The organism is Pseudarthrobacter siccitolerans, assembly GCF_030823375.1.
GTDB classification, from domain to species: Bacteria; Actinomycetota; Actinomycetes; order Actinomycetales; family Micrococcaceae; genus Arthrobacter; species Arthrobacter siccitolerans_A.
Window position 1 is genome coordinate 1,822,867 of sequence record NZ_JAUSXB010000001.1, and the last position, 21,162, is coordinate 1,844,028.

Genomic DNA, 21,162 nt, shown 5'->3' on the forward strand with positions numbered 1-21,162 from the left:
AGTTCAGTTTCTGACGGCGTGAATGGTGTTGGCGGCCTGGTCCAGGGGCTCGAACCGGCGCAGGCTCGCTCCCGCGCCGATGATCCGGCGAAGTTCCGGCAAACCGCCGGCTACAGCCCCCGCCGCCCGTGCCTGGATGAGGACGTTGCCAAGGGCCGTTGCTTCGACCGGACCGGCGATGACCGGACGGCGGGTGGCATCGGCGGTGAGCTGGCAGAGCAGGGTGTTCTGGGAGCCGCCGCCCACCACGTGCACCACGTCCACGGCGTGGTCGGCGAGCCGCTCGGCGTCGCGGATGGTCCGCGCGTAACCGGCCGCGAGGCTGTCCATGATGCAGCGGGTGATGGCTGCCGGATCGTTGGGCAGCACGTCCCCGGTGCGCCGCACGGCTGCCCGGATGCGTTCGGGCATGTTGTCGGGTGCGATGAAGTAGGGGTCGTCCGCGTTGACCTGCGGCCCGCCCGGCGGCAACGCGGCCGCCGCGCCCAGCAGCGCTGTGATATCCGGCCGGAACCCTTCCTGCGCCCACGTCCGCTGGCATTCGCTGAGGAGCCAGAGCCCGCCCATGTTGCGGAGGTAGCGGATGGTGCTGTCCACGCCGCGTTCGTTGGTGAAGTTCGCCTCGCGGCTGGCCTCAGTGAGCACGGGGTGCTTCAGTTCCAGCCCCACCAGGGACCAGGTGCCCGACGATATATAGGCGAAGTTCTCCTCCTGCGCCGGGACTGCTGCAACGGCGGACGCTGTATCGTGCGAGCCGACAGCCACCACCTTCGTTTCCTGCGGCAGCCCCACCTGCGCGGCGATGTCCGGCAGGAGGGTGCCAACGGTTTCGCCCGGCTGGATCAGCGGCGGGAACAGGTCCTTCCGCAGGCCCAGGGCGGTGAAGAACTCGGTGGCCCACTCCCCCGCCACGGCGTCGAACAGGCCGGTGGTGGAGGCGTTGGTGGCCTCCGTGCGGCGCTGTCCGGTGAGGAGGAACGCGATCAGGTCCGGGATCAGGAGTGCCTGAAGCCCGTCCAGGTTCTTCTCGGTGGCGAGCTGGTAGATGGTGTTGAACTGCAGGAACTGCAGCCCCGTGGTTCCGTACAGGCGTGCGGCGTCCAGTTTCCGGTGCACAGGCTCGACGGCGGCACGGCTGCGGTCGTCGCGGTAACTGAACGGCTGGGCGGCCAGCTCTCCGGCGGTGTTGACCAGGCCGTAGTCCACGGCCCAGGTGTCGATCCCGATGCTGGCCACACGCTCGCCCTGCACGGCGGCAACAGTGGCAGCCGCCGAGAGCCCCTTGCGCACCTCGGCGAAGAGGGCATTGAAGTCCCAGCGGAGGCCGCCGTCGATCTCCACAGCCCCGTTGGGGAAGCGGTGGACCACTTCCAGCTCCACGGCGGGCTCCCCGGCGGTTCCCGCGGCGCGGACCCGGCCCAGGATGACCCGGCCCGAGGAAGCGCCAATATCGACAGCGGCGAAGACAGTGCCGGCAAGCACGTTGGCGGGGCCCGCTGCGGAAACTGCCCCGGCCTGGGCCGGGGCAGTTTCGGTGGTGCGTTCGCGCCTCATCGCAGGAAGGCTGCGGCCACTCCGGCGTCCACGGGGATGTGCAGGCCGGTGGTGTGGGACAGTTCGTTGCTGGTGAGGACGGCGGCGGCGTTGGCCACGTGCTCGGGCAGGACTTCGCGCTTGAGCAGGGTCCGCTGGGCGTAGTACTCGCCCAGTTTCTCTTCGTCCACGCCGTACACGGCGGCACGCTTGGCGCCCCACCCGCCGGCGAAGATGCCGGAGCCGCGGACCACACCGTCGGGGTTGATGCCGTTGACGCGGATGCCGTACTCGCCCAGTTCCGCGGCGAGCAGGCGCACCTGGTGGGCCTGGTCTGCCTTGGTGGCGGAGTAGGCGATGTTGTTCGGGCCGGCGAACACAGAGTTCTTGGAGGAGATGTAGATGATGTCTCCGCCCAGGCCCTGCGCGATCATGACCTTCGCCGCGGCCTTGGCCACCAGGAAGGAGCCCTTGGCCATGACGTTGTGCTGCAGGTCCCAGTCCTTCTCGGTGGTTTCCAGCAGCGGCTTGGAGATGGAGAGACCGGCGTTGTTGACCACCAGGTCCACGCCGCCGAATGCCAGGACGGCGGCGTCGATGGCGGCCGCGACCTGTGCCTCGTCCGTCACGTCAGCCTGGACGCCGATGGCAACGTCCGGTCCGCCGAGTTCTTCGGCGACCTTCTCGGCGTTCTCAAGGTTCAGGTCCGCGATGACCACGCAGGCGCCTTCCGCTGCGAGGCGGGTGGCGATGGCCTTGCCGATGCCGGAAGCTGCGCCAGTCACCAGCGCGATGCGGGTGGCGTGCGACTTCGGCTTGGGCATGCGCGCCAGCTTGGCTTCCTCCAGCGCCCAGTACTCGATCCGGAACTTCTCGGATTCCTCGATGGGGCCGTACGTGGAGATGGCCTCGGCGCCGCGCATCACGTTGATGGCGTTGATGTAGAACTCACCGGCAACCCGGGCAGTCTGCTTGTTGGCGCCGAAGGAGAACATGCCCACGCCGGGGACCAGCACGATGGCCGGGTCCGCGCCGCGCAGGGCCGGGCTGTCCTGGTCCGCGTGGCGGTCGTAGTAGGCCTGGTAGTCCTCGCGGTAGTCCGCGTGCAGCTCGTGCAACCGGGCGATGGAGTCCTCGATGGAGGCGTCGGCCGGCAGGTCCAGGATCAGCGGCTTGACCTTGGTGCGCAGGAAGTGGTCCGGGCAGGAAGTGCCCAGGGCGCCCAGGCGCGGGTGCTCGGCAGCTTCGAGGAAGTCCAGTACGACGGCGTCATCGCTGAAGTGCCCCAGCTGCGGCTTGTCCGTGGAGGCCAGGCCGCGGATCACGGGTGCCAGGGCTGCGGCCTTGGCGCGGCGCTCGGCCTCCGGCAGGGCGGCGTAGCCCGGCAGCTTGGAACCGAAGGGTTCGGCTTTGCCGTTGTCCGCGATGTACTTCTCGGCCTGCTCAATGATCCACAGCGAATTCTGCTCGGCTTCTTCGCTGGTGGCGCCCCAGGCGGTGATGCCGTGTCCGCCTAGGATGGTGCCGATGGCCTGCGGGTTGGCTTCCTTAATCGCGGCGATGTCCAGGCCAAGCTGGAAGCCGGGGCGGCGCCAGGGAACCCAGACCACCTTGTTGCCGAAGATCTTCGTGGTCAGCGCTTCGCCGTCCACAGCGGTGGCAATGGCGATGCCGGAGTCCGGGTGAAGGTGGTCCACGTGCGCGGCGTCCACGAGGCCGTGCATGGCGGTGTCGATGGACGGCGCTGCGCCGCCCTTGCCGTGCAGGCAGTAATCGAACGCGGCCACCATCTCGTCTTCACGCTCAACGCCGGGGTAGACGTTCTTCAGCGCGTTCAGCCGGTCCAGGCGCAGCACGGCAAGGTTCTCCGCCTTCAGGGTGCCCAGGTCTCCGCCGGAGCCCTTGACCCAAAGCAGCTGGACGTCCTCGCCCGTGACGGGGTCCTTCCCGGTGCCCTTGGCGGAGGTGTTGCCGCCGGCGAAGTTGGTGTTCCGCTTGTCCGCACCCAGGCGGTTGGAACGGGAAATCAGGTCTTCAACAGTCTTGTTACTCATAGCTATTTAGGCGCCCCATCCGGCTTGCTGGCCGCCTGCGCGGTCCTCGTTGATCTTCTTCTGGTAACCGCTGGCCTTGTAGGCGGCCAGCGGGTCCGCAGGCAGGCCGCGGGATTCACGCCACTCGGCCAGGACGGGCCGGACGTCGGTGTAGAAAGCGTCGTTGAAAATGCCGTTAGCCGCCAGGACATCGCCGGCACGCTGCGCCTCGGCGAGGGCCGCGGTGTCCACCAGCAGTGCGCGGGCGGTCATCTCCTGGACGTTCAGGACGGACCGGATCTGGCCCGGGATCTTCTCTTCGAGGTTGTGGCACTGGTCCAGCATGAGGGCCACACCGGAATCCTTGCCGAAGCCGCCGCCACGGATGACCTCGTGCATGATGCGGAAGAGCTGGAACGGATCAGCGGCACCCACGATGAGGTCGTCGTCGGCGTAGAAGCGGGAGTTGAAGTCAAAGGAACCCAGCTTGCCCAGGCGCAGCAGCTGCATCACGATGAACTCGATATTCGTGCCCGGGGCGTGGTGGCCGGTGTCCAGGCAGACGAAGGCCTTGTCCCCCAAGGCCAGGGTCTGGGCGTAGGAGGTGCCCCAGTCCGGAACATCGGTGTGGTAGAAAGCCGGCTCGAAGAACTTGTACTCCAGCACCAGGCGCTGCTCATCGCCCAGGGCGGCGTAGATCTCCTGCAATGACTCGGCCAGGCGGTCCTGGCGGCCTCGGATGTCATCCTGGCCCGGGTAGTTGGTGCCGTCCGCCAGCCAGATTTTCAGGTCATTGGAACCGGTGGCGTGCATGATGTCGATGCAGTCCAGGTGGTGGTCGATGGCCCGGCGCCGAACGCCCTCGTTGGAAGAGGTCAGGGAACCGAACTTGTACTCGTCATCCTGGAAGGTGTTGGAGTTGATGGTGCCCAGGCCCACGCCCAGGCCGGCCGCGTATTCCTTCAGGGCGGCGTAGTCATCAACCTTGTCCCACGGGATGTGCAGCGCAACGGTGGGGGCCAGTCCGGTCAACTCGTGGACCTTGGCGGCATCCGCCAGCTTCTCCTGCACGGTACGCGGGGTGCCGGGAGTGCCGAACACCTTGAACCGGGTACCGGAATTTCCATAAGCCCACGAAGGGACCTCGATGGCAAGCTCCTCGAGCCTGCCCAGCGCCGTTGCTACGTCATTCATGATGGTGGTTCTTTCCGGTGTCTTGGTGTGCGGTGTCTTGGTCTGCAGTGTCTTGGTGTGGTCTGTCGTCTGGTTGGTGTTGCTGTGATGCCGCGGCCCCGCTCCTGGAGCCTCGGGCTGTCCGTCAACCGGTGGAGGATCCTGCCGCCGCCAGCTGGCTGTCGAGGTTGAAGACTTCTTCAAGGACCCGGAACCCCTCATCGGGTGCCTGGTCCGTGTTCTCGAAGAGTTTTGCCATTTCCGCCTGCCAGCGTGCGTTCACGTCAGCGAGGGCCATGCGCGCCCTGGCTGCGTCGAAGTCGTCGCACTCCAGGTAGCCGATCAGGAGCCCGTCTTCGGCCAGGAAGAGGGAGTAGTTGTTCCAGCCGGCGTCCTTTAAGGCCCGGAGCATTTCGGGCCACACGGCGGCATGCCGGCGGCGGTATTCGTCCATCAGCGCCGGTTGGACCGACGAACGGAAGCACACCCTCATTTGGAACTCTCCTGAACCCGCGCATCTTTGAATCGTTTCATTGTTACGATTCAAAGTACTCTTGAACCTGAGTAGGTGTCAAGCATTCCTGACCCTCTTCTTCAGCAACACCGGGACGCACCGGCACCCGGTCCATCAGCACGGAGAATCATGAACCGCACAGCCAGCATCAAGGACGTAGCCAACCATGCCAGCGTGGCGGTGGGCACTGTTTCGAATGTGCTGAACTACCCGGACAGGGTCTCGCAACGGACCAAGGAACGGGTACTGCGTGCCATCGACGAACTGGGCTTTGTCCGCAATGACGCTGCACGCCAGCTGCGCGCCGGCCACAGCCGCACCATCGGGCTCATCGTGCTGGACGTCGGCAACCCCTTCTTCACCTCCGTGGTGCGGGCCGCCGAGGATGCGGCCGCTCTCCAAGGCAGCGCCGTACTGCTGGGCGACAGCGGGCACGACGCCGGCCGCGAGGCCAATTACATTGACCTGTTCCAGGAGCAGCGCGTCCAGGGCCTGCTCATCTCGCCAGTGGGCGACGTGACCGAGCGCCTGGACCTCCTCCGCGAGCGCGGCGTGCCCACGGTCCTGGTGGACCGGCTGGCGGACGAGGAAAAGTTCAGTTCAGTGGCAGTTGACGACGACGCCGGCGGGTACCTGGCTGCCCGGCACCTGCTGGACACCGGCCGCCGTCGGCTCGCCTTCGTGGGGGGCTCCACCTCCATCCGCCAGGTGGCAGACCGCCTGCAGGGCGCCCGGCGGGCCGTAAAGGAAGAACCGGACGCAACACTGGAGGTGCTGTTCTCCGATGGCATGACTGTTTTGGCCGGACGCAGCGTGGGCGACACGCTGGTGGAGCGGGACCGCGCGGACCTGCCGGACGGGATCTTCTGCGCGAACGATCTCCTGGCGCTGGGGATCATGCAGTCGCTCACCATGACGCACACATTCCGGATTCCGGAGGATATTGCCTTGATCGGCTATGACGATATCGACTTCGCCGTCTCCGCAGTGGTGCCGCTGTCCTCCATCCGGCAGCCCACCGAAGCCCTGGGCCGGACAGCTATCGAGCTCCTGGCCGAAGAGGTTGAGGCCCAATATCCCCGGCACCGCGCAGTCATCTTCACCCCGGAACTGGTGGTCCGGCAGAGTACCGGGGCGCCGTCCGCGGACTGATACGCGCCGAACCGGCTACTCGTTCTCCTGCTGCAGCCACTTCATCGACTCGATCCTGGACGTGAAGAAGCGGGTGGGGCAGGGCGGGATGTGGACGCCCAGGAAGAAGTTCGCCAGGATCCGGTCCACGGGGCTGGCCCCCAGGAGGGCGATCCGGTGTGCGGCGCAGGGGATGGAAAATACGGAACGTGCCGCCCTGGTGACTGATTCCGTGGTGGCCATGTCCACCAGCATGGGGTGGGTCTTATCCCCCGCTATCGCGTTGACGGCCGCCATGGCCGCCTTGGCATCCTGTTGTTCTATCCGGACCTTGGGTTCCCAGATGAGGTGGATCACGCCGTCGGAACGCAACTCCACGGTGCCCTTGCCGCCATCAACCGTTACAGGCTCCATGCCCTGCTCCCCTCCCTGTGCAGACTTCCCCATTCTGCTCCTCCTTTGAGTTCCCGGATCCAACTTAGACCAGCAGCGGGCTCCCTGCGCACTCACAGCCTCTCCCCAGACTTCCCGGACCGAAGCCACAGGGGCGGCCGGTATGAAGGAGACATGACACTTCGCGGAAAGCCGGTACCGGCACTTATTGTCCTGCTGGGGATCGATGGTGCCGGCAAGTCCACGGCTGCCCGGGAAGTGGAAGAGCTGCTTCCGGGCACACCAGTGCTGGTCCTGGGCAACTACTCGGGGCGGAAAACCATTTCGGCCCTGGCGCAGCGCTTCGGGGTGTCTTTGCCAGTCCATGTTGCGGATGTCCTTGAAACCGCAGTCCGGGTCTTCAATGTCCTGCTCAACCACCTGCGGGCGGCGCGGTTCGACGGCGTGGTCATCATGGACCGGCACCTGTACTGCCAGCTGGCGCTGCGGAAAGCCCGCGGGATCCGCAGGCGCCGGGCGCTGTCAGCGCTGTTGCGGTTGCTGCCACCCGCCCAGGCGGTGGTCTACTTCGACGTCACCGCTGAACAGGCGCACGGCCGGATCATGCTGCGGGGCGAAGACCAGGAGGACCTTGAGGACCTTCAGAAGTTCCGCTTGGGGTACAGCGCGCTGGCCTGGTATCCGGGTTTCACCAGGATTGATGCGGGCGGCACCACGGCGGACAGCACCCTGCAGTTGAAGCAGATCATCGCCGGCGTGACGGCGTCCGCTGTGCCCCTTGCCCGGGGCCGATAGTCTCCGTTTCGAATCATTTGCGGCAATCCGTGTCACTGCTCTTGTGGGCCGGGGGGAGCAGAAGCAAGGATTGGTTATGGAAGACCTGCGGCACACCGCCAGAGCCCTGCTGCAGCGGAAGGATCTTGGGCTGATTGATCTCTGGGTTCTCTACTGGAACCATGGCGGGCACTGCCACCCTTTTGATTTTGATGCGTTTATCCACGACGTGATGCCCGCTGCCTGGTTCGACATGGCGGCCCTCCAGGTTGCCGTGGAGGAACTGTCCTTCGAGGCCATTGCCTAAGCAGCCCGGCACCGCCGCAGCCCCTAGCGATTTCACCGCCGGTGCGTGGACGCAGGTTAGGGCCTCCGCTTTGCTGGGTACCTATCCGGGATCAACGATTCCAGGTACGCCCGAAGCGGATTGGAGCAGCAGCACATGCATGATGAGACGAGGGGACGGCGGCTGCTGGCGGCTGCAGGAAAGGGCGCGGTGTGCGGCCTCGCCGGAGTCGCAGTGATGACTGCCGGCGAGAAAGCCGAGCAGATCTTTACGAGGCGGCCCAATTCCTATGTGCCCGCAAGGACTCTACTAACGCTGTTGGGCAAGAGGCCCCTGCTGGCAGAGAAACCTTTTATGTGGAACCACCTGATGCACTGGGGCACGGGAGCGGTGCTGGGATCCCTCCGTGGGATGTGGGCCGCCACCGGCATCCGCGGTCCCTTGGCCAACACCAAGCACACTGCCGTGCGGCTCGCCTTCGACCAGACCCTTGAGAATGCCACTGGGACAGGCGCACCTCCTACAACCTGGACGTCCCGGGAACAGGTGGTTGATGTGCTGCACAAAGCCGTCTACTCCATCGCAACAGGCGTTGCCGCCGACCGCTGGATTCCGCCCCTGCTCGAATCGCGAAAAGGGACCACCAGCCACTAAGGGCAGATGTGACGGGAAGATGGCTAGCCGACGCAGCTTCGTGGTTGGTGCGGGAGCGCTGGCAATGGCTGCAGCGCTGTCAGGCTGTTCTGGAGAAGAAATGGACCGTCCCAAAGAAACGACGCTGAATTTCGCTGCCCTGAGTGCCAGGCCCGGAAACGAGCCCGGGCAGGCACCTGCTCCCGGGCAGCAGGGCCTGGGCTTGGAGCCTGTCCGCGACACCTCGCTCTACGTCCCCTCCGGGCTGCAGCCCGGCCAACCGGCCCCGCTTATCTTCCTGCTGCACGGCGCCGGGGGTGAAGCGGCCGGCGGTTTATCGCTGCTGTCCGCCTTCGCCGAAACGCACAAAATCGTCCTGGCGGCACCATCTTCGGGGGGCTCAACCTGGGATGGTGTCCGGGGAGCCTTCGGCCCCGACGTGCAGACGATCAACCGGGCCCTGGAACGGATCTTCACACTGGTTTTCATAGACCCCGGCCGTATCGCCGTAGGTGGCTTTTCGGACGGGGCTTCCTACGCGCTGGCCCTTGGCTTGGCCAATGGTGACCTCTTTTCGCGGATCATTGCTTTCTCTCCGGGATTTGTCCCGCCCGTTCCGCGCAGCGGCCAGCCCCGGATCTTCGTTTCCCACGGAGACAGCGACAGCGTCCTGCCAATTGACCGCACCAGCCGCCGGCTGGTGCCAGTGCTCCAGGCAGGCGGCTACGACGTCACCTACCGCGAGTTCTCCGGACCGCACACGGTACCGGCAGGCATTGCCCAGGAAGCGGTCGACTGGCTGGGCTGGCAAAGTTAGCGGAACCGGGACCTAGATTTCTTCGACAAGAAGGTTCCGGTAGGCCGCGCGGAGCGGAGCCATCTGCCGGAATCCCAGGTAGCCTCCGCCGAGCACCTTGGCCGACGGGTCCTGCCAGTCGAACAGTGGGAGACCGTTGATGGAAAACGCTACCCGCGGTCCGTCCTTCACCACTTCCAGCCGGTAGAAGTCCATGGCGTCCTCGGCCGGCGGCAGCGGATCCGCGCCCTGGGCCACCAGCTCAAAGCCGGTGCTCTTGCGGAGGTTGCAGGTGCGGAAAGCCCGCTCGGACTCGTACTTGTGCCGGAAGAAGGACACGTGCAGGGCGTCGATGTCGCCGGAGTGGTACTGCGGGTAGTAGCCCGTCCGGGCGGCGAGCGCCGGGGAGAACAGGTCCTGTCCGCCGTGGCCGTTGGCTGCGAAGAACAGCATGGCCAGCCCGGGTTCCTCAAGCGGCAGGAACTCCCAGCTGATCCTCACCCTGTCCGGAAACTCCACCGGACACCAGAAGGTCCAGTGCGCGTGCTCCCCGAATTCCTCGTCGTCCAAGGACCCGGACAGCTCGAGAGCCCCGCAGTGGCTGCCCAGCCTCAGCGGCCCTTCGGCCACCCAGTTTGCAACGTCGTCCGGACCGGTGAGGGCATTGCGGTAAAGCACCTTCGTTCCGACGCCCGCGGCCCCCACCTAGCCGCGTCCCGCCGTCGTACCTGACACCTCCGCCAACTCCCCCGGCACCAGCCCGAGCGCCTGAAGCTGCCCGGCGACGTGCCCCGCCACCAGCGCGGCGCCCTGCTGTGAGAAGTGCGTGTTGTCAGTGAGACCGTCGGGCCAGAAGGCGTGCGTCCCGGCTGCAAAATGGCAGAAGAGGGCTTTCGAACCGTCCCGCCCCAGCCGCAGGTACAGCCCGCGGGTCCAGGCGTTCAGGTCGATCACCGGCACCCCCAGCTCCTGCCCGATCTCCCGGACAACTTCCGGATAATCCTCCAGGCTCTCCTCCAGGACAGCGCCCGACGACGACGCGTCCAGGAAGTGCCGCCGCTCCACCGACGTGCACAGTACAGGCAGCCCGCCCAGGGCCTGGACCTCCGCCACCATGGTGCGCAGGTTGGCGGCGTAGCCGGTCCGGGCCGCCAGGTGCGGCTTCTTCTGGTCGTTGTGGCCGAACTGGATCAGTACCAGGTCGCCGCTGCCCGTCTCCGCCAGCAGCCCTTCCCACAGCCCCTCGTCCCGGAACGATTCGGTGCTTGCACCGCCCTTGGCGAAGTTGTGCACGGCGGCCCGGGTGTAGACGTGCGGGGCCAACTGGGCTCCCCAGCCGCTCATGGGGTATTCGTGCGTGGGACAGTTGGCCACCGTGGAGTCTCCGGCGAGCAGGATTTTCATGCTGTGCTTTCTGTGGGGTGGGTCAGCCCTTGACGGAGCCGATGAGCATGCCCTTGGCAAAGTGCTTTTGCAGGAACGGGTAGAAGATCAGGATGGGCAGGGTGGCCACCACAATGACGGCGAACTTGATGCCCTGTTCCGGCGGGACATAGGCGGGGTCCACGTTCCCGGTGCCCAAGAGGTCCGATGCTGCCGTGACCTGCCGCAGGTACATCTGGAGCGTCCACTTGGAGTTGTCGCTGAGGTAGAGCAGCGGTGACATGAAGTCGTTCCAGATGCCCACGGCGTAGAACAGGGCAAAGGTGGCGAGGACGGGTTTGGACAGCGGGAGCAGGATCCGCCAGAGGATCCCGATCTCGGTCGCGCCATCCATCTTGGCCGATTCCTCCAGCTCGGCGGGCAGTTCCTGGAAGAAGTTCTTGATGATGATCAGGCTGAACGGGTTGATGGCCGCCGGCAGGATCAGCGCCCAGTAGGAGTTGAGCAGGCCCAGGTCCTTGACCAGCAGGAACGTGGGGATCATCCCGCCGGAGAACACCATGGCGAAGACCACCAGGGACATAATGACGTTCCGTCCCCGGAGCGTTTTCTTGGCCAGCGGGTAGGCCATGGTCACGGTGAAGGCGAGCTGGATCAGGGTGCCCACGGCAGTGACCAGGATGGTGGTGACCAGCGCCCGGATGAAGGCAGGGGTGGAGAAGATGTATTCGTAGGAGCCCAAGGTGAACTGCTCCGGCCAGACGAAGAACGCGCGCCGGGTGATTTCCGCTTCATTGGCGAAGGACCCGGCGATCACGTAGATGAACGGCAGCAGGGTGATGATGCCGATCAGGGACAGGAAGACGTAGTTGGCGGCGTCGAAGACCCGCCCGCCGGTGGTGTTGTGGATCTTCATTAGAACAGTCCGCTCTGGTTGAAGCGTTTGGCCAGGGCGTTGGTGCCGAAGATCAGCACGATCCCCACGAGGGATTTGAAGAGCCCGACGGCGGTGGAGTAGCTGTAGGCGCCCTGGGTGATGCCCACGAAGTACACGTAGGTGTCGAAGACGTCGGCCACTGACCTGTTCAGGGCGTTGGTCATCAGGTAGATCTGCTCGAAGCCTGTGTTCAGCATCTGCCCGATGGCCAGGATCAGCATCACGATGATGGTGGAACGGATCCCCGGCAGGGTGATGTGCCAGACCCGGCGGAACCGGCCGGCGCCGTCAATGATCGCCGCCTCGTACTGGTCCTGGTCCACGGTGGCCAGCGCGGCAAGGAAGATGATGGTGCCCCAGCCGGTGTTTTTCCAGATTTCCTGCAGCACGATCAGCGGCCGGAACCAGTTCGGATCGGACAGGAAATCGATGTTGGTCCCCATCACCGAGTTCAGGAACAGGAACAGCGGGCCGAAGTCCAGGGCGAACAGCAGGAAGCTCAGGGACGCCACGATGGTCCAGGACAGGAAGTGCGGGATGTAGACCAGCGTCTGGACGGTGCGTTTGAGGATCGACAGCCGGACCTCGTTCAGCAGCAGCGCCAGGACGATGGTCAGTGGAAACGCGATGCCGAGGTTCAGGAACGCCAGGATCAGGGTATTGCCCAGCAGCCGGGGGAAGTCCGGGTTGGAAAAGAAGTCCTGGAAATGCTCGACCCCCACCCACTTGCTGCCGTTCACACCCAGGAACGGCACATAGTCCTTGAACGCGATGGACACCCCGTACATGGGCCCGTACCGGAAGACGGCGAAGTACACCACACCGGGCAACAGCAGCAGGTACAGCCACTTGTAATGCGCAAAGTGGACGGAGAACTTGCCCCGCTTCCGGGGAGCGGACGCGGTCTGCTCCCGCTCCCCGGCCTGGGTGTCAATGACAGGGGCTGCCATTTACTTGTTTTCCTGCCAGAGCTTGTTGATCTCTTCCTTGACCTTGTCGCCGCCGCTGGTGTTCCAGAGCTTGATGGCGTCCTTCAGGCCCTGCTCGTCGATCTGGCCGGCCAGGTACTTGATCCGGGCGTCGGCGACGATGTTGTCCAGCTGCGCGCCCTTGGCCACATAGGTGGCGGAAACGTAAGGCGCCGCGGGGTTGTAGACGGCGTCCTTAAGGTTTTCGGCCATCACGTCGGTGCGCTTGTCGAAGACCTGCTGTTCGTAGTCGCTGGGCTGCTTGACGGGGTAGAACCCGTTGCCGGCCACGTTCATGCCGAGCTGTGCATAGCTCTTGATGTCCGCGTTGACTGCCTTGCCTTCCGCGGTCTCGGGCTTGATGGTGGCAGCCTTGCCGTCCTCCACAGTGAAGTTCACGCCTTCGATGCCGTTGTTCATCAGCACCGCAACGTCCTTGCCGTTCATGGTGTTCAGGAACTCGAGCACCGTCTTCAGTTCGGCTTCGGTGCGGACGCTGGACTTGGGGATGGCAAGGAAGCCCGAGTAGCCCTCGGTGGGGTGTGCGCGGAGCTCTCCGTCCGGGCCTTCGAGGTTGCCCACAAAGCCCACTTTGTTCTGGAAATTGTTCGGGTCGGCCTGCTTGAACAGGTTGATCAGGACGCTCACCCGGGAGTCGACGTCCACAATCATGCCGCCCTTGCCGTTAATGAAGGGCTCGTTCCACTTGGTGGGATCAAACGTGGCGAAGTCCGGGTTGATGAGCTTTTCGTCCACCATCTTCTTGATAAACCGGTCAGCCTCAAGGAATTCCTCGGTTTCGAAGCTCGGGATCAGTTTCCCGTCCTTCTCAGTCCAGCGGTTTCCGGCGCCGTACCAGGTCTCGATGAAGTCATAGGGGCTGTAGGTGCCCAGTGCGCCCCATTTGGGGATGGTGATGCCCCACGTGTCGTTCTGGCCGTTGCCGTCCGGATCCTCCTCCGTGAAGGCCTTGGCCACCTTGTAGAGGTCCTCGGTGGTCTTCGGCGGCTGAAGGCCCAGCTTGTCCAGCCAGTCCTGGCGGAACATCACAGCGGTACGCATCGGGGCCCGGCCGCGGTAGACCCCGTAAACCTTGCCGTTGATGCTCGCGTTTTTCTGGATGTCCGGGTAGGTGGTTTTCAGGTTCGGGTACTGATCCAGCTTGTCCGTCAGGTCCCAGAAGGCGCCCGCTTCGGCATTCTTCACGAAGCCCGGCGTCTTGCCCTGGATGACCATGACGTGCGGGATCTCAGAGGAGGCGAGGGTGATGTTGGTCTTGTCCTCGTAGGAAGCGTTGGGAGCCCACATGATGTTGATGTCCTTGCCCGTCAGCTCCTCGAGCTTCTTCTGCACGGCGCCGTCTGCCGACGGCGGCTGGGCTTCAAGGAAGGGCGCCATCACGTTCACGGTGGAAATGTCAGCGGACTGCGTTTCGCCTCCGCCGCACGCCGTCAGGGTGAGCGTCGCGGCAGTCACGACGGCGGCAGCCAGGGAGAGTTTTCTGCGGATCATTTTGTTCCTTTTCCACTTCTTCGGGGTTGGTTTTGCTTTTGCGGGCAGCATTGAGCCGCAGCAAAAAGATCAATGTTGGATCAAGCTGAGCGGGCGTTGGGCGAAGGTGACCGGTTGGAGCGCCTTCTGAACGCAGCTTGGGTGGCGGACGGGTGCCGGGCCCGGGATTATCCCTTTGCGGTTTCGAGTGCGCCGTACAGTGGTCTGGCCGGAATGGCAGAGGCGGTCTCCTGGAGGCCGGCAGTCTGATGTTGTTCGGCAAGAGCGGCCATGGACTCATCATTGGCCGTGAAGAAGCGGTCGCACAGCCATCCGGTCAGGAACAGCCAGGCTCCCACGCTGAAAAACGGGATCAGGCCGGGGACTGCGCCACTGGCGTAGACCACGGCGGCGGACACGAAGAGCAGGATGACTGTCCCTGCCAGGTGCCGCACGGCGAACCGCGATGACATCAGGAAGTACTGCGCCACGGGCAGCTCGTACCGTGCGTACATCGGGAACAGGTAGCAGACAACGCCCGCCAGGAAGATGGCCCCGACGAACGTGGCTGCCGCGCCCAGCTGGGACGCAAGGTCACCGCCGCCGGAGAAGCGGTTCCAGTTCATGGTGAGGGCTACAGCTACGCCCATCACCGGTAACGCCAGCGCGTTCCCACGGACAAAGTTACGCGCATATTCCCGGGCAAAACCGGGCAGGAGCCGGGCCGCCTCGCCGGTGGCCCTTTTCCGGACCAGGATCTGCGCGGCAGCCGTGGCAGGGCCTGCTCCGAGGACGCCAAGGCCCAGGACAGTAAAGGCAATCCACAGCAGGTTCAGGCAGGCAATCCAGAGGAGCGTGTCAAAGAACGAGTAGGCACGGGCGCTCCACGAAGACGTAGGCATGGCACGGCTCCCTTCGGTTCTCCATCGTTGCAGAAACGGGGACATCAGTGGTCCGCGTCACGTAGTAATCGGTTTCTCGAAAATCTAGACCCCGCCTCCGGGGTAGGTCAAGCCAGTTTTTGAATCGTTACATAGCTGGACGGAAAGCCAGGTGGTGCTACACACTGGGTAGTGGAAAGCGCTTGCCCTCGTGGCGGTGCCGAGGAATACCGTGCCCTGTCGGGGCAGAATGGAGCATCATGGGAACGCCAACCGGCACCGACGCCGGGATTCAGTCCCGCGACCTGAGCACCCCGGAACCCGGCCCTTATCCTGCGACGGCGGGCGCGGCCGCGCTGGACGTGGCCGAGGGCCCCGCCGCCAAGGTGGCGCTGGTAGGCGTCCACGGCTTCGGCAGCCACCACCTGCGGAACCTGGAACGCCTTCAGGCGGCCGGCGTCGTCGACCTCGTTGCCGTGGCCGATCCCAGTCCCCCTGCACCCGGCTCGGTTCCCGAAACAGCACACGTCTTTCCGGGCCTTGCCGAACTGCTGGCGGAGACCAGCGGCCTCGACCTCATCATTGTTGCCACCCCCATCCAGACCCACGCACCGCTGGGCCTGGCAGCCCTGGCCACCGCCGCGGACCTCTACCTGGAAAAGCCGCCCGTCGCCTCGCTGGCGGACTTCAACCGGCTCTGCGACGCTGCCGCCGTCTCAGGCCGGAACGTACAGATCGGGTTTCAGAGCCTAGGCTCGCACGCCCTCCAGGCCATCGAAAAGCTGCTCGCGGACGGCACTATCGGGACGCTTCAGGGCATCTCGGCGACCGGCCGCTGGGTCCGGGACCGGGCCTACTACAAGAGGTCCCGCTGGGCCGGGAAACGCACCATCGACGGTGTGGACGTGGTGGACGGCGTGGCTACCAATCCCTTGGCACACGCGGTGGCGACAGCGCTGCGGATTGCCGGGGCACGCATCACCGCAGACATCGCCTCACTGGAAACGGAGCTTTACCGGGCCAACCAGATTGAGTCCGATGACACCTCGGTGATCCGGATCCGCACCAGCTCAGGCCTGCCCATCACGTGTGCCCTGACGCTGTGCGCCACCGAATCGGTGGAACCGTACGTAACCCTCCGGGGCTCCGCTGGCACCGCCGTCTTCCACTACACCGAGGACCGGCTGACCGTTGAGACGGCGGCCGGACGTACGGAAGAGGTCCTGGGCCGGGACGACCTGACGGAGAACCTGCTCGCCCACCGCAGCAGCGGTGTCCCGCTTCTCAGCCCGCTCCTGGACAGCGGCGCCTTTATGCTCGTGCTGGAAGCCATCCGCACGGCGCCGCTGCCCGCCCCTATCGACGGGAAGTACATCCGGTGGGAGGGCGAGGGAGAGGCAGCGCATGCAGTGGTGGTCGACATCGAAGATGCACTGGAACGCGCCGCCGGCCAGCACGCCACCTTCAGCGAGCTGGGACTCCCCTGGGCCACGTCTGCTCCGCACGTCTTCAACCTGCCGGCCTCCTGAATGCCGCGCCCACCCGTGGCTGAGCAGCTGACGTCCGTGCTCGTTTCGGGCCAGCTCCACGCCACGCATTTCACCACAGACGGGCTTTCCCCCTGCATGACGGCGCGGCCACGGCCGTCCTTCAGCTGGGAGCTCGGCCAGCCCGAAGGCGCCGATCCATCGCGGGCCCGGCAGACCGGCTACGAACTGGTGGTCGAGGACAGCGCGGACTCGCCGTTATGGAGTTCGGGGCAGGTAGCCGCAGCCCGATCTTCGGCCGCGTATGAGGGGCCGGCGCTCGACGACGATACGGACTACGCCTGGCGGGTGCGGGTGTGGGATGCCGCAGGGATGCCCGGCGACTGGTCACAGCCGCAGCAGTTCAGTACCGGCCTCACGGACGCCGGCTGGGGCGCGCACTGGGTCCACCGCGCTCCAGGCGGCCGCCCGCCCCTGGAAGTTTTGGACGGCGCACTGCGCGTGGCCGGTTCACCGTTCCTGCCCGTCCCTTCGCCTCCCCTTAACCACTTCCGGCTGGACGCCCGCCTCCGCCCGGCGGTGGGCATGGCTGGTTTGCTTCTCCGGACCACAGGCCCCGGAACGGGTTTGTTGCTGGAGCTCAGTGCCGCCGGCAGCCTGGTACTTCGCCGCGCCGCCGAGTGGGAGATCCCGGCCGCCTCGGCCCCCGCCACGGAGATCCTGGCCAGTGCAGACCTGCCCGGCACGGACTCCACTGGCGCAATTACGGAGTGGCGCGAGCTCAGCGTCACCGATGATGGAGAGACCATCACCGCAGCCGTGGACGGCCACCAGCTCCTGGTTTTCAACGAGCCGTCTGTGCCAGGCACGCAGGGACGGGTTGCCCTCCACCAGGCGCCGCGGAGCCAGGCGGAATACGCGTCCCTCCGCATCGTGGACACCTCCGGCGGACATCCCGGAGTGCCCGCCCTGGACCATCAGTTCGACGGCGGCGCGGACCTTGCCCACGCCTATCACGCGCACTGGGCCGGCACCACGGCCCACCCCCAGCCGGATGAGTGGACACTGTTCGGCACCACCATCACGCTCACGGGAAAAGTGGCCCGGGCGCGCCTTTTTATGGCGGCGCACCACCACGCCCAGCTCTCCCTGGGCGGGACCCGATGCCTCAGCACTACGTCCTTTGGCTACCCGGGGGAAGGGTATTACGACGCCGCCGACGTCACCGCACTGCTCGCCGGGCTCGCGCCGCTGCCAACAGCCAAGCGGGACGCGGCAGCCACGGCGGATACCACTGAAGTGCCCCTTACGGCGCTGCTCCACTGGTACGGCCCGGGCCAGGGCAGGGCTGCCGGGCTTCCCGGCCTGCTGGTCCGCCTCAGCGTTGATTACGCAGACGGGCGCCGGGAGGTCTTCGCGTCCGGTCCGCACTGGTCGGCCACCGAAGCGCCTTACCGGCAGTCGGGCTACCGCAATGACGAGGGCGATCCCGTGGAGGACCTGGACGGGCTGGCCGCCGCAGCCCTGCCCGCCGTCGAACAGATGCCCCCGGCACTGAGCTACGGCAGCCACCCCTGCCCCGAGTTCCCCGCCTTGCACGCGCGCCGGACAGTGCTGATGGAAGAGTTTGTGGCGCCACAGTCGTTCCTGACGGCCGACGACGGAACGCTGGTGGCGGACTTCGGCCAGGTCATTCCCGGCCGGCCGGAAGTGGACTTCCTGGACGGCATCCCCGGCCGCACCCTGATGATCCGCGCAGGATACGTCCTCCGGACGGACGGCAGGGTGGACGCCGGCAAGACGGCCAGCCAGAACACGGACATGTCCTTTCCCTATACCCAGACGGTGGGGCCGCAGCAGTACCGGGCCACAGTGCACCTGGGCTTCCGGTACCTGGAACTGCCCGGTGTGGAGGCCGCTGACCTGACCCGGGTCGGCGCCGTGGTGGTGCATGGCCGGCATCCGGGCGAGGGCAGTTTCACCAGCTCCGATGAGACCCTCAACGCCGTGTTCCGGCTGCTGCGGGACTCCGCGCTCTACGGCGTGCAGGAACAGTTCGTGGACACACCCACCCGGGAGAAAGGCCAGTTCCTGGCCGACGCCGTCAACATCTCCTACGCCACCATGTCCCTCTTCGGCGAGCATACCTACACCGCACAGGCGCTCCGGGAGTTCGGCTGGTCCGCGGCGCGTTACTGGAACAGCGGCGAAGACAAAGGCCGCTACAACGCCGTCTACCCCAACGGGGACGGCAAACGCGACATCCCCGATTTCTCCCTGATGGTTCCCGAATGGGCCGAGGAGTACTACCACCGGACCGGGGACCTGGCGCTGGTCACCGAACTGCTGCCTCGCCTTTGCGACACCGCGGACTACGCCTTGCGGCACATCCCGGCGGATGGTCCGACGGCGGGGCTGGTCACCAGGCTGGGTGGTGGCTCCGGCCCCTACCTCCACGGCATTGTTGACTGGCCGGCCCCTGGCCGCTTTGGTTATGACATGGACTGCGCGGCCAAAACCACCGTCAACGCCCAGGCCTACTCCGCGCTAATGTCCACGGCCCGCCTCTGTGCCGCCGCCGGACGGGACGATGCCGCAGTCACCTATGCGCGGCGGGCCCGTGAACTTGCCGCGGCCATCCGCGCCCGCCTCCGCGTGGACGGCGTGATGGTGGACGGATTGCAGGAAGACGGGACACCCAGCACCCACGCATCCCAGCACGCCACGTCCTTCCCGCTCTCCTTCGGGATCACTGAACCTGAGCACGCCCAGGCCGACGGCCGGCGGATCGCCGCCATGGGAATGCGGCAGGGACCTCTGACCGTGCACCGCCTGGTCCGCGCGCTGCTCTCCCTGGGCTTCACCGATGCCGTCCTCGATCTCCTCACCAGCAAGGACCAGCCCGGGTGGGCGCAGCTCCTGGAGCGTGGCGCCACCTTCACCTGGGAGGCCTGGGACCTGGTGGAGGGGACCGACTACAGCCAGTCCCACGCCTGGTCAGCCTCGGTGGTCAAGGAGATCCTCGAACACCTGCTCGGCGTCCGGTACAGCTCGGCGGGCGGCTCCGACCTCGTCATCGAACCGCCGCTGTGCCGGCTGGAACATGCCCACGGCACGGCGCCCGTGGGCAACGGCAGCGTGGAGGTCAGCTGGAACCGGACCGGCGGCCAAGTGCAGCTGGAGTGCACAGTACCCGCCGGAGTCACCGCGGTAGTCAGGCTGCCGGCCGGCACTTACGGGATCCAGGGCCCGACGGCGGAGGCCGCCGTCGACCGTTCAACTGCGGAAAGTGCCGCGAAGGTCAGCATGCATTCCCACGGCGGGCCGGCTGGCACCGCAGCCAAGGCGGACTTCCGCATCCATTCGGGTACCTGGACCTTCACGCCGTCCGGGCGGCCTTGACCCCTCCGGCGCCCAAGTGAGTAGCCGTAAGTGTCGTTATAGCCGTCAAAACGACACTTACGGCTACTTAGTTGGGCAGGGATCAGGCGAGTGGGCTCCTCCGGCCGTTCCGCCACAGCAGCAAACCGATCACTAGTGCCGACAGCATGCCCAGCGCGCCGGTAGCCACTAGACCCAGCCGCACCCCGAACTGTTCCGTCAGCCAGCCCGCCAACAACCCGCCCATGGCGTGTCCGCCCAGCAGCAGCGGCAGGTAAAGCGCCATCACCCTGCCACGGATTTCGGGCCCGGCCTCCAGCTGGACAGCGGTCGCCGCGCTGGTCAGGAACAGCAGGGTCATCAGGCCCACCACCACCAGCATCACGGTAAAGAGGATGAGGTTGGGCATCAGGGCCGCCACCAGCTGGGACAGCCCGAAGAGGCCGGCCGCCAGAACGATTCCCTTCCGGCCCAGGGTCCGCAGGCGGGCGGCCAGCAGGGCACCTGCCAGGGCACCGACGGCGCTGACAGTATTGAACAGGCCGAACCCTTCAACACCGTTGTGCCAGACGCGTTGGGCAAAGGCCGCCAGCACCACGGGCCCGTTCATTCCGAACATCCCCAGCAGCCCGGCCAGCGCGATAATCAGCAGCAGCGAGGGCCGGTCCTTGACGTATCGGAACCCCGCCAGAAGCTGGCCCCGCCCCCGGGCCGCAGGGGTGCCGGGGTGCAGCTCGGCGGGCCGGATGGCGGCGATCATGCACAGGACCAGTACGCACAGCAGCGAGTTCGCGGCGAACGCTGCGGCTGATCCGGCCTGGGCGATGACCACTCCGGCCAGTGCCGGCCCTGCCATGGCGCCCAGTTGGCCGATCGCGTTGTTGAGGCCGATGGCTGGCCGGAGGGCGGCGTCGCCCACCACTTCGTTGACGAATACCTGGCTGGCGGGCTGGTTGATGGCTGACGTTACCCCCAGTGCAATGCAGCTGGCGTAGACGGCCCAGACGGTAATGGTCCCGCTCGCGGCCCAGGCCGCGAGACCCATGGCGAGGAGGGCGATAACGCCCTGGCACACCAGCATGATGCGGCGCTTGGGAAAGAGGTCCACCAGCAGGCCGCTGAGCGGGCCCACCACCAGCATCGGCAGGAATTGCAGGGCAACGGCCACACCCACGGCTGCGGGACTGCCGGTCAGCTGCAGCACCAGCCAGTCCTGGGCCAGGCGCTGCATCCACACGCCCACACTGCCTGTGAACACCAGCGCCAGGAAGAGCCTGTAGTTGCGCTGGGTCAGGGGCTGGTACCACGCCGGCTGGTTCTGTGAAGGACGGAGGGACTGCTCGGAACGCTGTCGGTCGGAAGACACGT

Annotated in this window: 19 protein-coding genes; 7 read left to right on the forward strand and 12 right to left on the reverse strand. The window is 65.9% G+C overall.

Going from position 1 to position 21,162, the window contains the following annotated elements:
- Window positions 1-3 precede the first annotated feature (3 nt).
- The 4 genes from QFZ36_RS08550 to QFZ36_RS08565 all read right to left on the reverse strand — a co-directional run bounded on the left by QFZ36_RS08550 (window position 4) and on the right by QFZ36_RS08565 (window position 5,232).
- A complete protein-coding gene (locus QFZ36_RS08550; protein ID WP_306635534.1) occupies window positions 4-1,554 on the reverse strand; it encodes a rhamnulokinase in 1,551 nt (516 codons plus the stop codon).
- Complete coding sequence (locus tag QFZ36_RS08555) at window positions 1,551-3,587, reverse strand: bifunctional aldolase/short-chain dehydrogenase (RefSeq protein ID WP_306635535.1); 2,037 nt, start codon at window positions 3,585-3,587, stop codon at window positions 1,551-1,553. Before QFZ36_RS08555 ends, QFZ36_RS08550 begins: the two co-directional genes overlap by 4 nt.
- A gap of 6 nt (window positions 3,588-3,593) precedes the next feature.
- Window positions 3,594-4,760: an L-rhamnose isomerase gene (gene rhaI, locus QFZ36_RS08560; protein WP_306635536.1), complete on the reverse strand. Its 1,167-nt coding sequence runs from the start codon at window positions 4,758-4,760 to the stop codon at window positions 3,594-3,596.
- Window positions 4,761-4,884: 124 nt separating this feature from the next.
- Complete coding sequence (locus QFZ36_RS08565) at window positions 4,885-5,232, reverse strand: L-rhamnose mutarotase (RefSeq protein ID WP_306635537.1); 348 nt, start codon at window positions 5,230-5,232, stop codon at window positions 4,885-4,887.
- A 150-nt stretch (window positions 5,233-5,382) separates the two neighbouring features.
- On the opposite strand from QFZ36_RS08565, the gene QFZ36_RS08570 reads away from it, so the two are divergent.
- Window positions 5,383-6,405: a LacI family DNA-binding transcriptional regulator gene (locus tag QFZ36_RS08570; protein WP_306635538.1), complete on the forward strand. Its 1,023-nt coding sequence runs from the start codon at window positions 5,383-5,385 to the stop codon at window positions 6,403-6,405.
- 15 nt (window positions 6,406-6,420) lie between these two features.
- Here QFZ36_RS08570 and QFZ36_RS08575 read toward each other — a convergent pair whose 3' ends face one another.
- The gene (locus QFZ36_RS08575) at window positions 6,421-6,798 is read right to left on the reverse strand and encodes a DUF7793 family protein (RefSeq protein WP_306639140.1); all 378 of its coding nucleotides are present in this window, start codon (window positions 6,796-6,798) and stop codon (window positions 6,421-6,423) included.
- A 153-nt stretch (window positions 6,799-6,951) separates the two neighbouring features.
- Here QFZ36_RS08575 and QFZ36_RS08580 point away from each other — a divergent pair, with 153 nt between their 5' ends.
- The 4 genes from QFZ36_RS08580 (at window position 6,952) to QFZ36_RS08595 (ending at window position 9,287) form a co-directional block, all read left to right on the forward strand.
- On the forward strand, window positions 6,952-7,572 hold the full coding sequence (locus QFZ36_RS08580; protein WP_306635539.1) for an AAA family ATPase: 621 nt from the start codon (window positions 6,952-6,954) through the stop codon (window positions 7,570-7,572).
- A gap of 76 nt (window positions 7,573-7,648) precedes the next feature.
- The gene (locus QFZ36_RS08585) at window positions 7,649-7,858 is read left to right on the forward strand and encodes a hypothetical protein (RefSeq protein WP_306635540.1); all 210 of its coding nucleotides are present in this window, start codon (window positions 7,649-7,651) and stop codon (window positions 7,856-7,858) included.
- 135 nt (window positions 7,859-7,993) lie between these two features.
- Entirely contained in the window at window positions 7,994-8,491 is a 498-nt protein-coding gene (locus QFZ36_RS08590; RefSeq protein ID WP_306635541.1) for a hypothetical protein, read from the forward strand.
- 100 nt (window positions 8,492-8,591) lie between these two features.
- Window positions 8,592-9,287, forward strand: a complete 696-nt coding sequence (locus QFZ36_RS08595; protein WP_306635543.1) for an alpha/beta hydrolase — start codon at window positions 8,592-8,594, stop codon at window positions 9,285-9,287.
- Between the two features lie 12 nt (window positions 9,288-9,299).
- Here QFZ36_RS08595 and QFZ36_RS08600 read toward each other — a convergent pair whose 3' ends face one another.
- The 6 genes from QFZ36_RS08600 to QFZ36_RS08625 all read right to left on the reverse strand — a co-directional run bounded on the left by QFZ36_RS08600 (window position 9,300) and on the right by QFZ36_RS08625 (window position 14,947).
- The gene (locus tag QFZ36_RS08600; protein WP_306635545.1) at window positions 9,300-9,944 is read right to left on the reverse strand and encodes a DUF1961 family protein; all 645 of its coding nucleotides are present in this window, start codon (window positions 9,942-9,944) and stop codon (window positions 9,300-9,302) included.
- Between the two features lie 27 nt (window positions 9,945-9,971).
- Window positions 9,972-10,670 carry a rhamnogalacturonan acetylesterase gene (locus QFZ36_RS08605; protein ID WP_306635546.1) on the reverse strand — a complete coding sequence of 233 codons (699 nt, stop codon included), beginning with the start codon at window positions 10,668-10,670 and terminating at the stop codon, window positions 9,972-9,974.
- Window positions 10,671-10,692: 22 nt separating this feature from the next.
- Entirely contained in the window at window positions 10,693-11,565 is an 873-nt protein-coding gene (locus QFZ36_RS08610; RefSeq protein WP_306635547.1) for a carbohydrate ABC transporter permease, read from the reverse strand.
- Window positions 11,565-12,536 (reverse strand): ABC transporter permease, encoded by a 972-nt coding sequence (locus QFZ36_RS08615; RefSeq protein ID WP_306635549.1) that lies wholly within the window; start codon window positions 12,534-12,536, stop codon window positions 11,565-11,567. Before QFZ36_RS08615 ends, QFZ36_RS08610 begins: the two co-directional genes overlap by 1 nt.
- A complete protein-coding gene (locus QFZ36_RS08620) occupies window positions 12,537-14,066 on the reverse strand; it encodes an extracellular solute-binding protein (RefSeq protein WP_306635551.1) in 1,530 nt (509 codons plus the stop codon). It lies immediately after the preceding gene.
- Between the two features lie 167 nt (window positions 14,067-14,233).
- Window positions 14,234-14,947 carry a YesL family protein gene (locus tag QFZ36_RS08625; RefSeq protein WP_306635553.1) on the reverse strand — a complete coding sequence of 238 codons (714 nt, stop codon included), beginning with the start codon at window positions 14,945-14,947 and terminating at the stop codon, window positions 14,234-14,236.
- A 239-nt stretch (window positions 14,948-15,186) separates the two neighbouring features.
- Here QFZ36_RS08625 and QFZ36_RS08630 point away from each other — a divergent pair, with 239 nt between their 5' ends.
- Entirely contained in the window at window positions 15,187-16,455 is a 1,269-nt protein-coding gene (locus tag QFZ36_RS08630; RefSeq protein WP_306635554.1) for a Gfo/Idh/MocA family protein, read from the forward strand.
- A gap of 15 nt (window positions 16,456-16,470) precedes the next feature.
- Window positions 16,471-19,815 (forward strand): family 78 glycoside hydrolase catalytic domain, encoded by a 3,345-nt coding sequence (locus QFZ36_RS08635; RefSeq protein ID WP_306635556.1) that lies wholly within the window; start codon window positions 16,471-16,473, stop codon window positions 19,813-19,815.
- Between the two features lie 82 nt (window positions 19,816-19,897).
- Here QFZ36_RS08635 and QFZ36_RS08640 read toward each other — a convergent pair whose 3' ends face one another.
- Window positions 19,898-21,160, reverse strand: a complete 1,263-nt coding sequence (locus QFZ36_RS08640) for an MFS transporter (RefSeq protein WP_306635557.1) — start codon at window positions 21,158-21,160, stop codon at window positions 19,898-19,900.
- Window positions 21,161-21,162 lie beyond the last annotated feature (2 nt).

Excerpts from the sequence above, each read along its gene's own strand:
- QFZ36_RS08550 (WP_306635534.1), bottom strand. The coding sequence starts at position 1,554 with ATGAGGCGCGAACGCACCACCGAAACTGCCCCGGCCCAGGCCGGGGCA.
- QFZ36_RS08555 (WP_306635535.1), bottom strand. The coding sequence starts at position 3,587 with ATGAGTAACAAGACTGTTGAAGACCTGATTTCCCGTTCCAACCGCCTG.
- rhaI (WP_306635536.1), bottom strand. The coding sequence starts at position 4,760 with ATGAATGACGTAGCAACGGCGCTGGGCAGGCTCGAGGAGCTTGCCATC.
- QFZ36_RS08565 (WP_306635537.1), bottom strand. The coding sequence starts at position 5,232 with ATGAGGGTGTGCTTCCGTTCGTCGGTCCAACCGGCGCTGATGGACGAA.
- QFZ36_RS08570 (WP_306635538.1), top strand. The coding sequence starts at position 5,383 with ATGAACCGCACAGCCAGCATCAAGGACGTAGCCAACCATGCCAGCGTG.
- QFZ36_RS08575 (WP_306639140.1), bottom strand. The coding sequence starts at position 6,798 with ATGGAGCCTGTAACGGTTGATGGCGGCAAGGGCACCGTGGAGTTGCGT.
- QFZ36_RS08580 (WP_306635539.1), top strand. The coding sequence starts at position 6,952 with ATGACACTTCGCGGAAAGCCGGTACCGGCACTTATTGTCCTGCTGGGG.
- QFZ36_RS08585 (WP_306635540.1), top strand. The coding sequence starts at position 7,649 with ATGGAAGACCTGCGGCACACCGCCAGAGCCCTGCTGCAGCGGAAGGAT.
- QFZ36_RS08590 (WP_306635541.1), top strand. The coding sequence starts at position 7,994 with ATGCATGATGAGACGAGGGGACGGCGGCTGCTGGCGGCTGCAGGAAAG.
- QFZ36_RS08595 (WP_306635543.1), top strand. The coding sequence starts at position 8,592 with ATGGACCGTCCCAAAGAAACGACGCTGAATTTCGCTGCCCTGAGTGCC.
- QFZ36_RS08605 (WP_306635546.1), bottom strand. The coding sequence starts at position 10,670 with ATGAAAATCCTGCTCGCCGGAGACTCCACGGTGGCCAACTGTCCCACG.
- QFZ36_RS08610 (WP_306635547.1), bottom strand. The coding sequence starts at position 11,565 with ATGAAGATCCACAACACCACCGGCGGGCGGGTCTTCGACGCCGCCAAC.
- QFZ36_RS08615 (WP_306635549.1), bottom strand. The coding sequence starts at position 12,536 with ATGGCAGCCCCTGTCATTGACACCCAGGCCGGGGAGCGGGAGCAGACC.
- QFZ36_RS08620 (WP_306635551.1), bottom strand. The coding sequence starts at position 14,066 with ATGATCCGCAGAAAACTCTCCCTGGCTGCCGCCGTCGTGACTGCCGCG.
- QFZ36_RS08625 (WP_306635553.1), bottom strand. The coding sequence starts at position 14,947 with ATGCCTACGTCTTCGTGGAGCGCCCGTGCCTACTCGTTCTTTGACACG.
- QFZ36_RS08630 (WP_306635554.1), top strand. The coding sequence starts at position 15,187 with ATGGGAACGCCAACCGGCACCGACGCCGGGATTCAGTCCCGCGACCTG.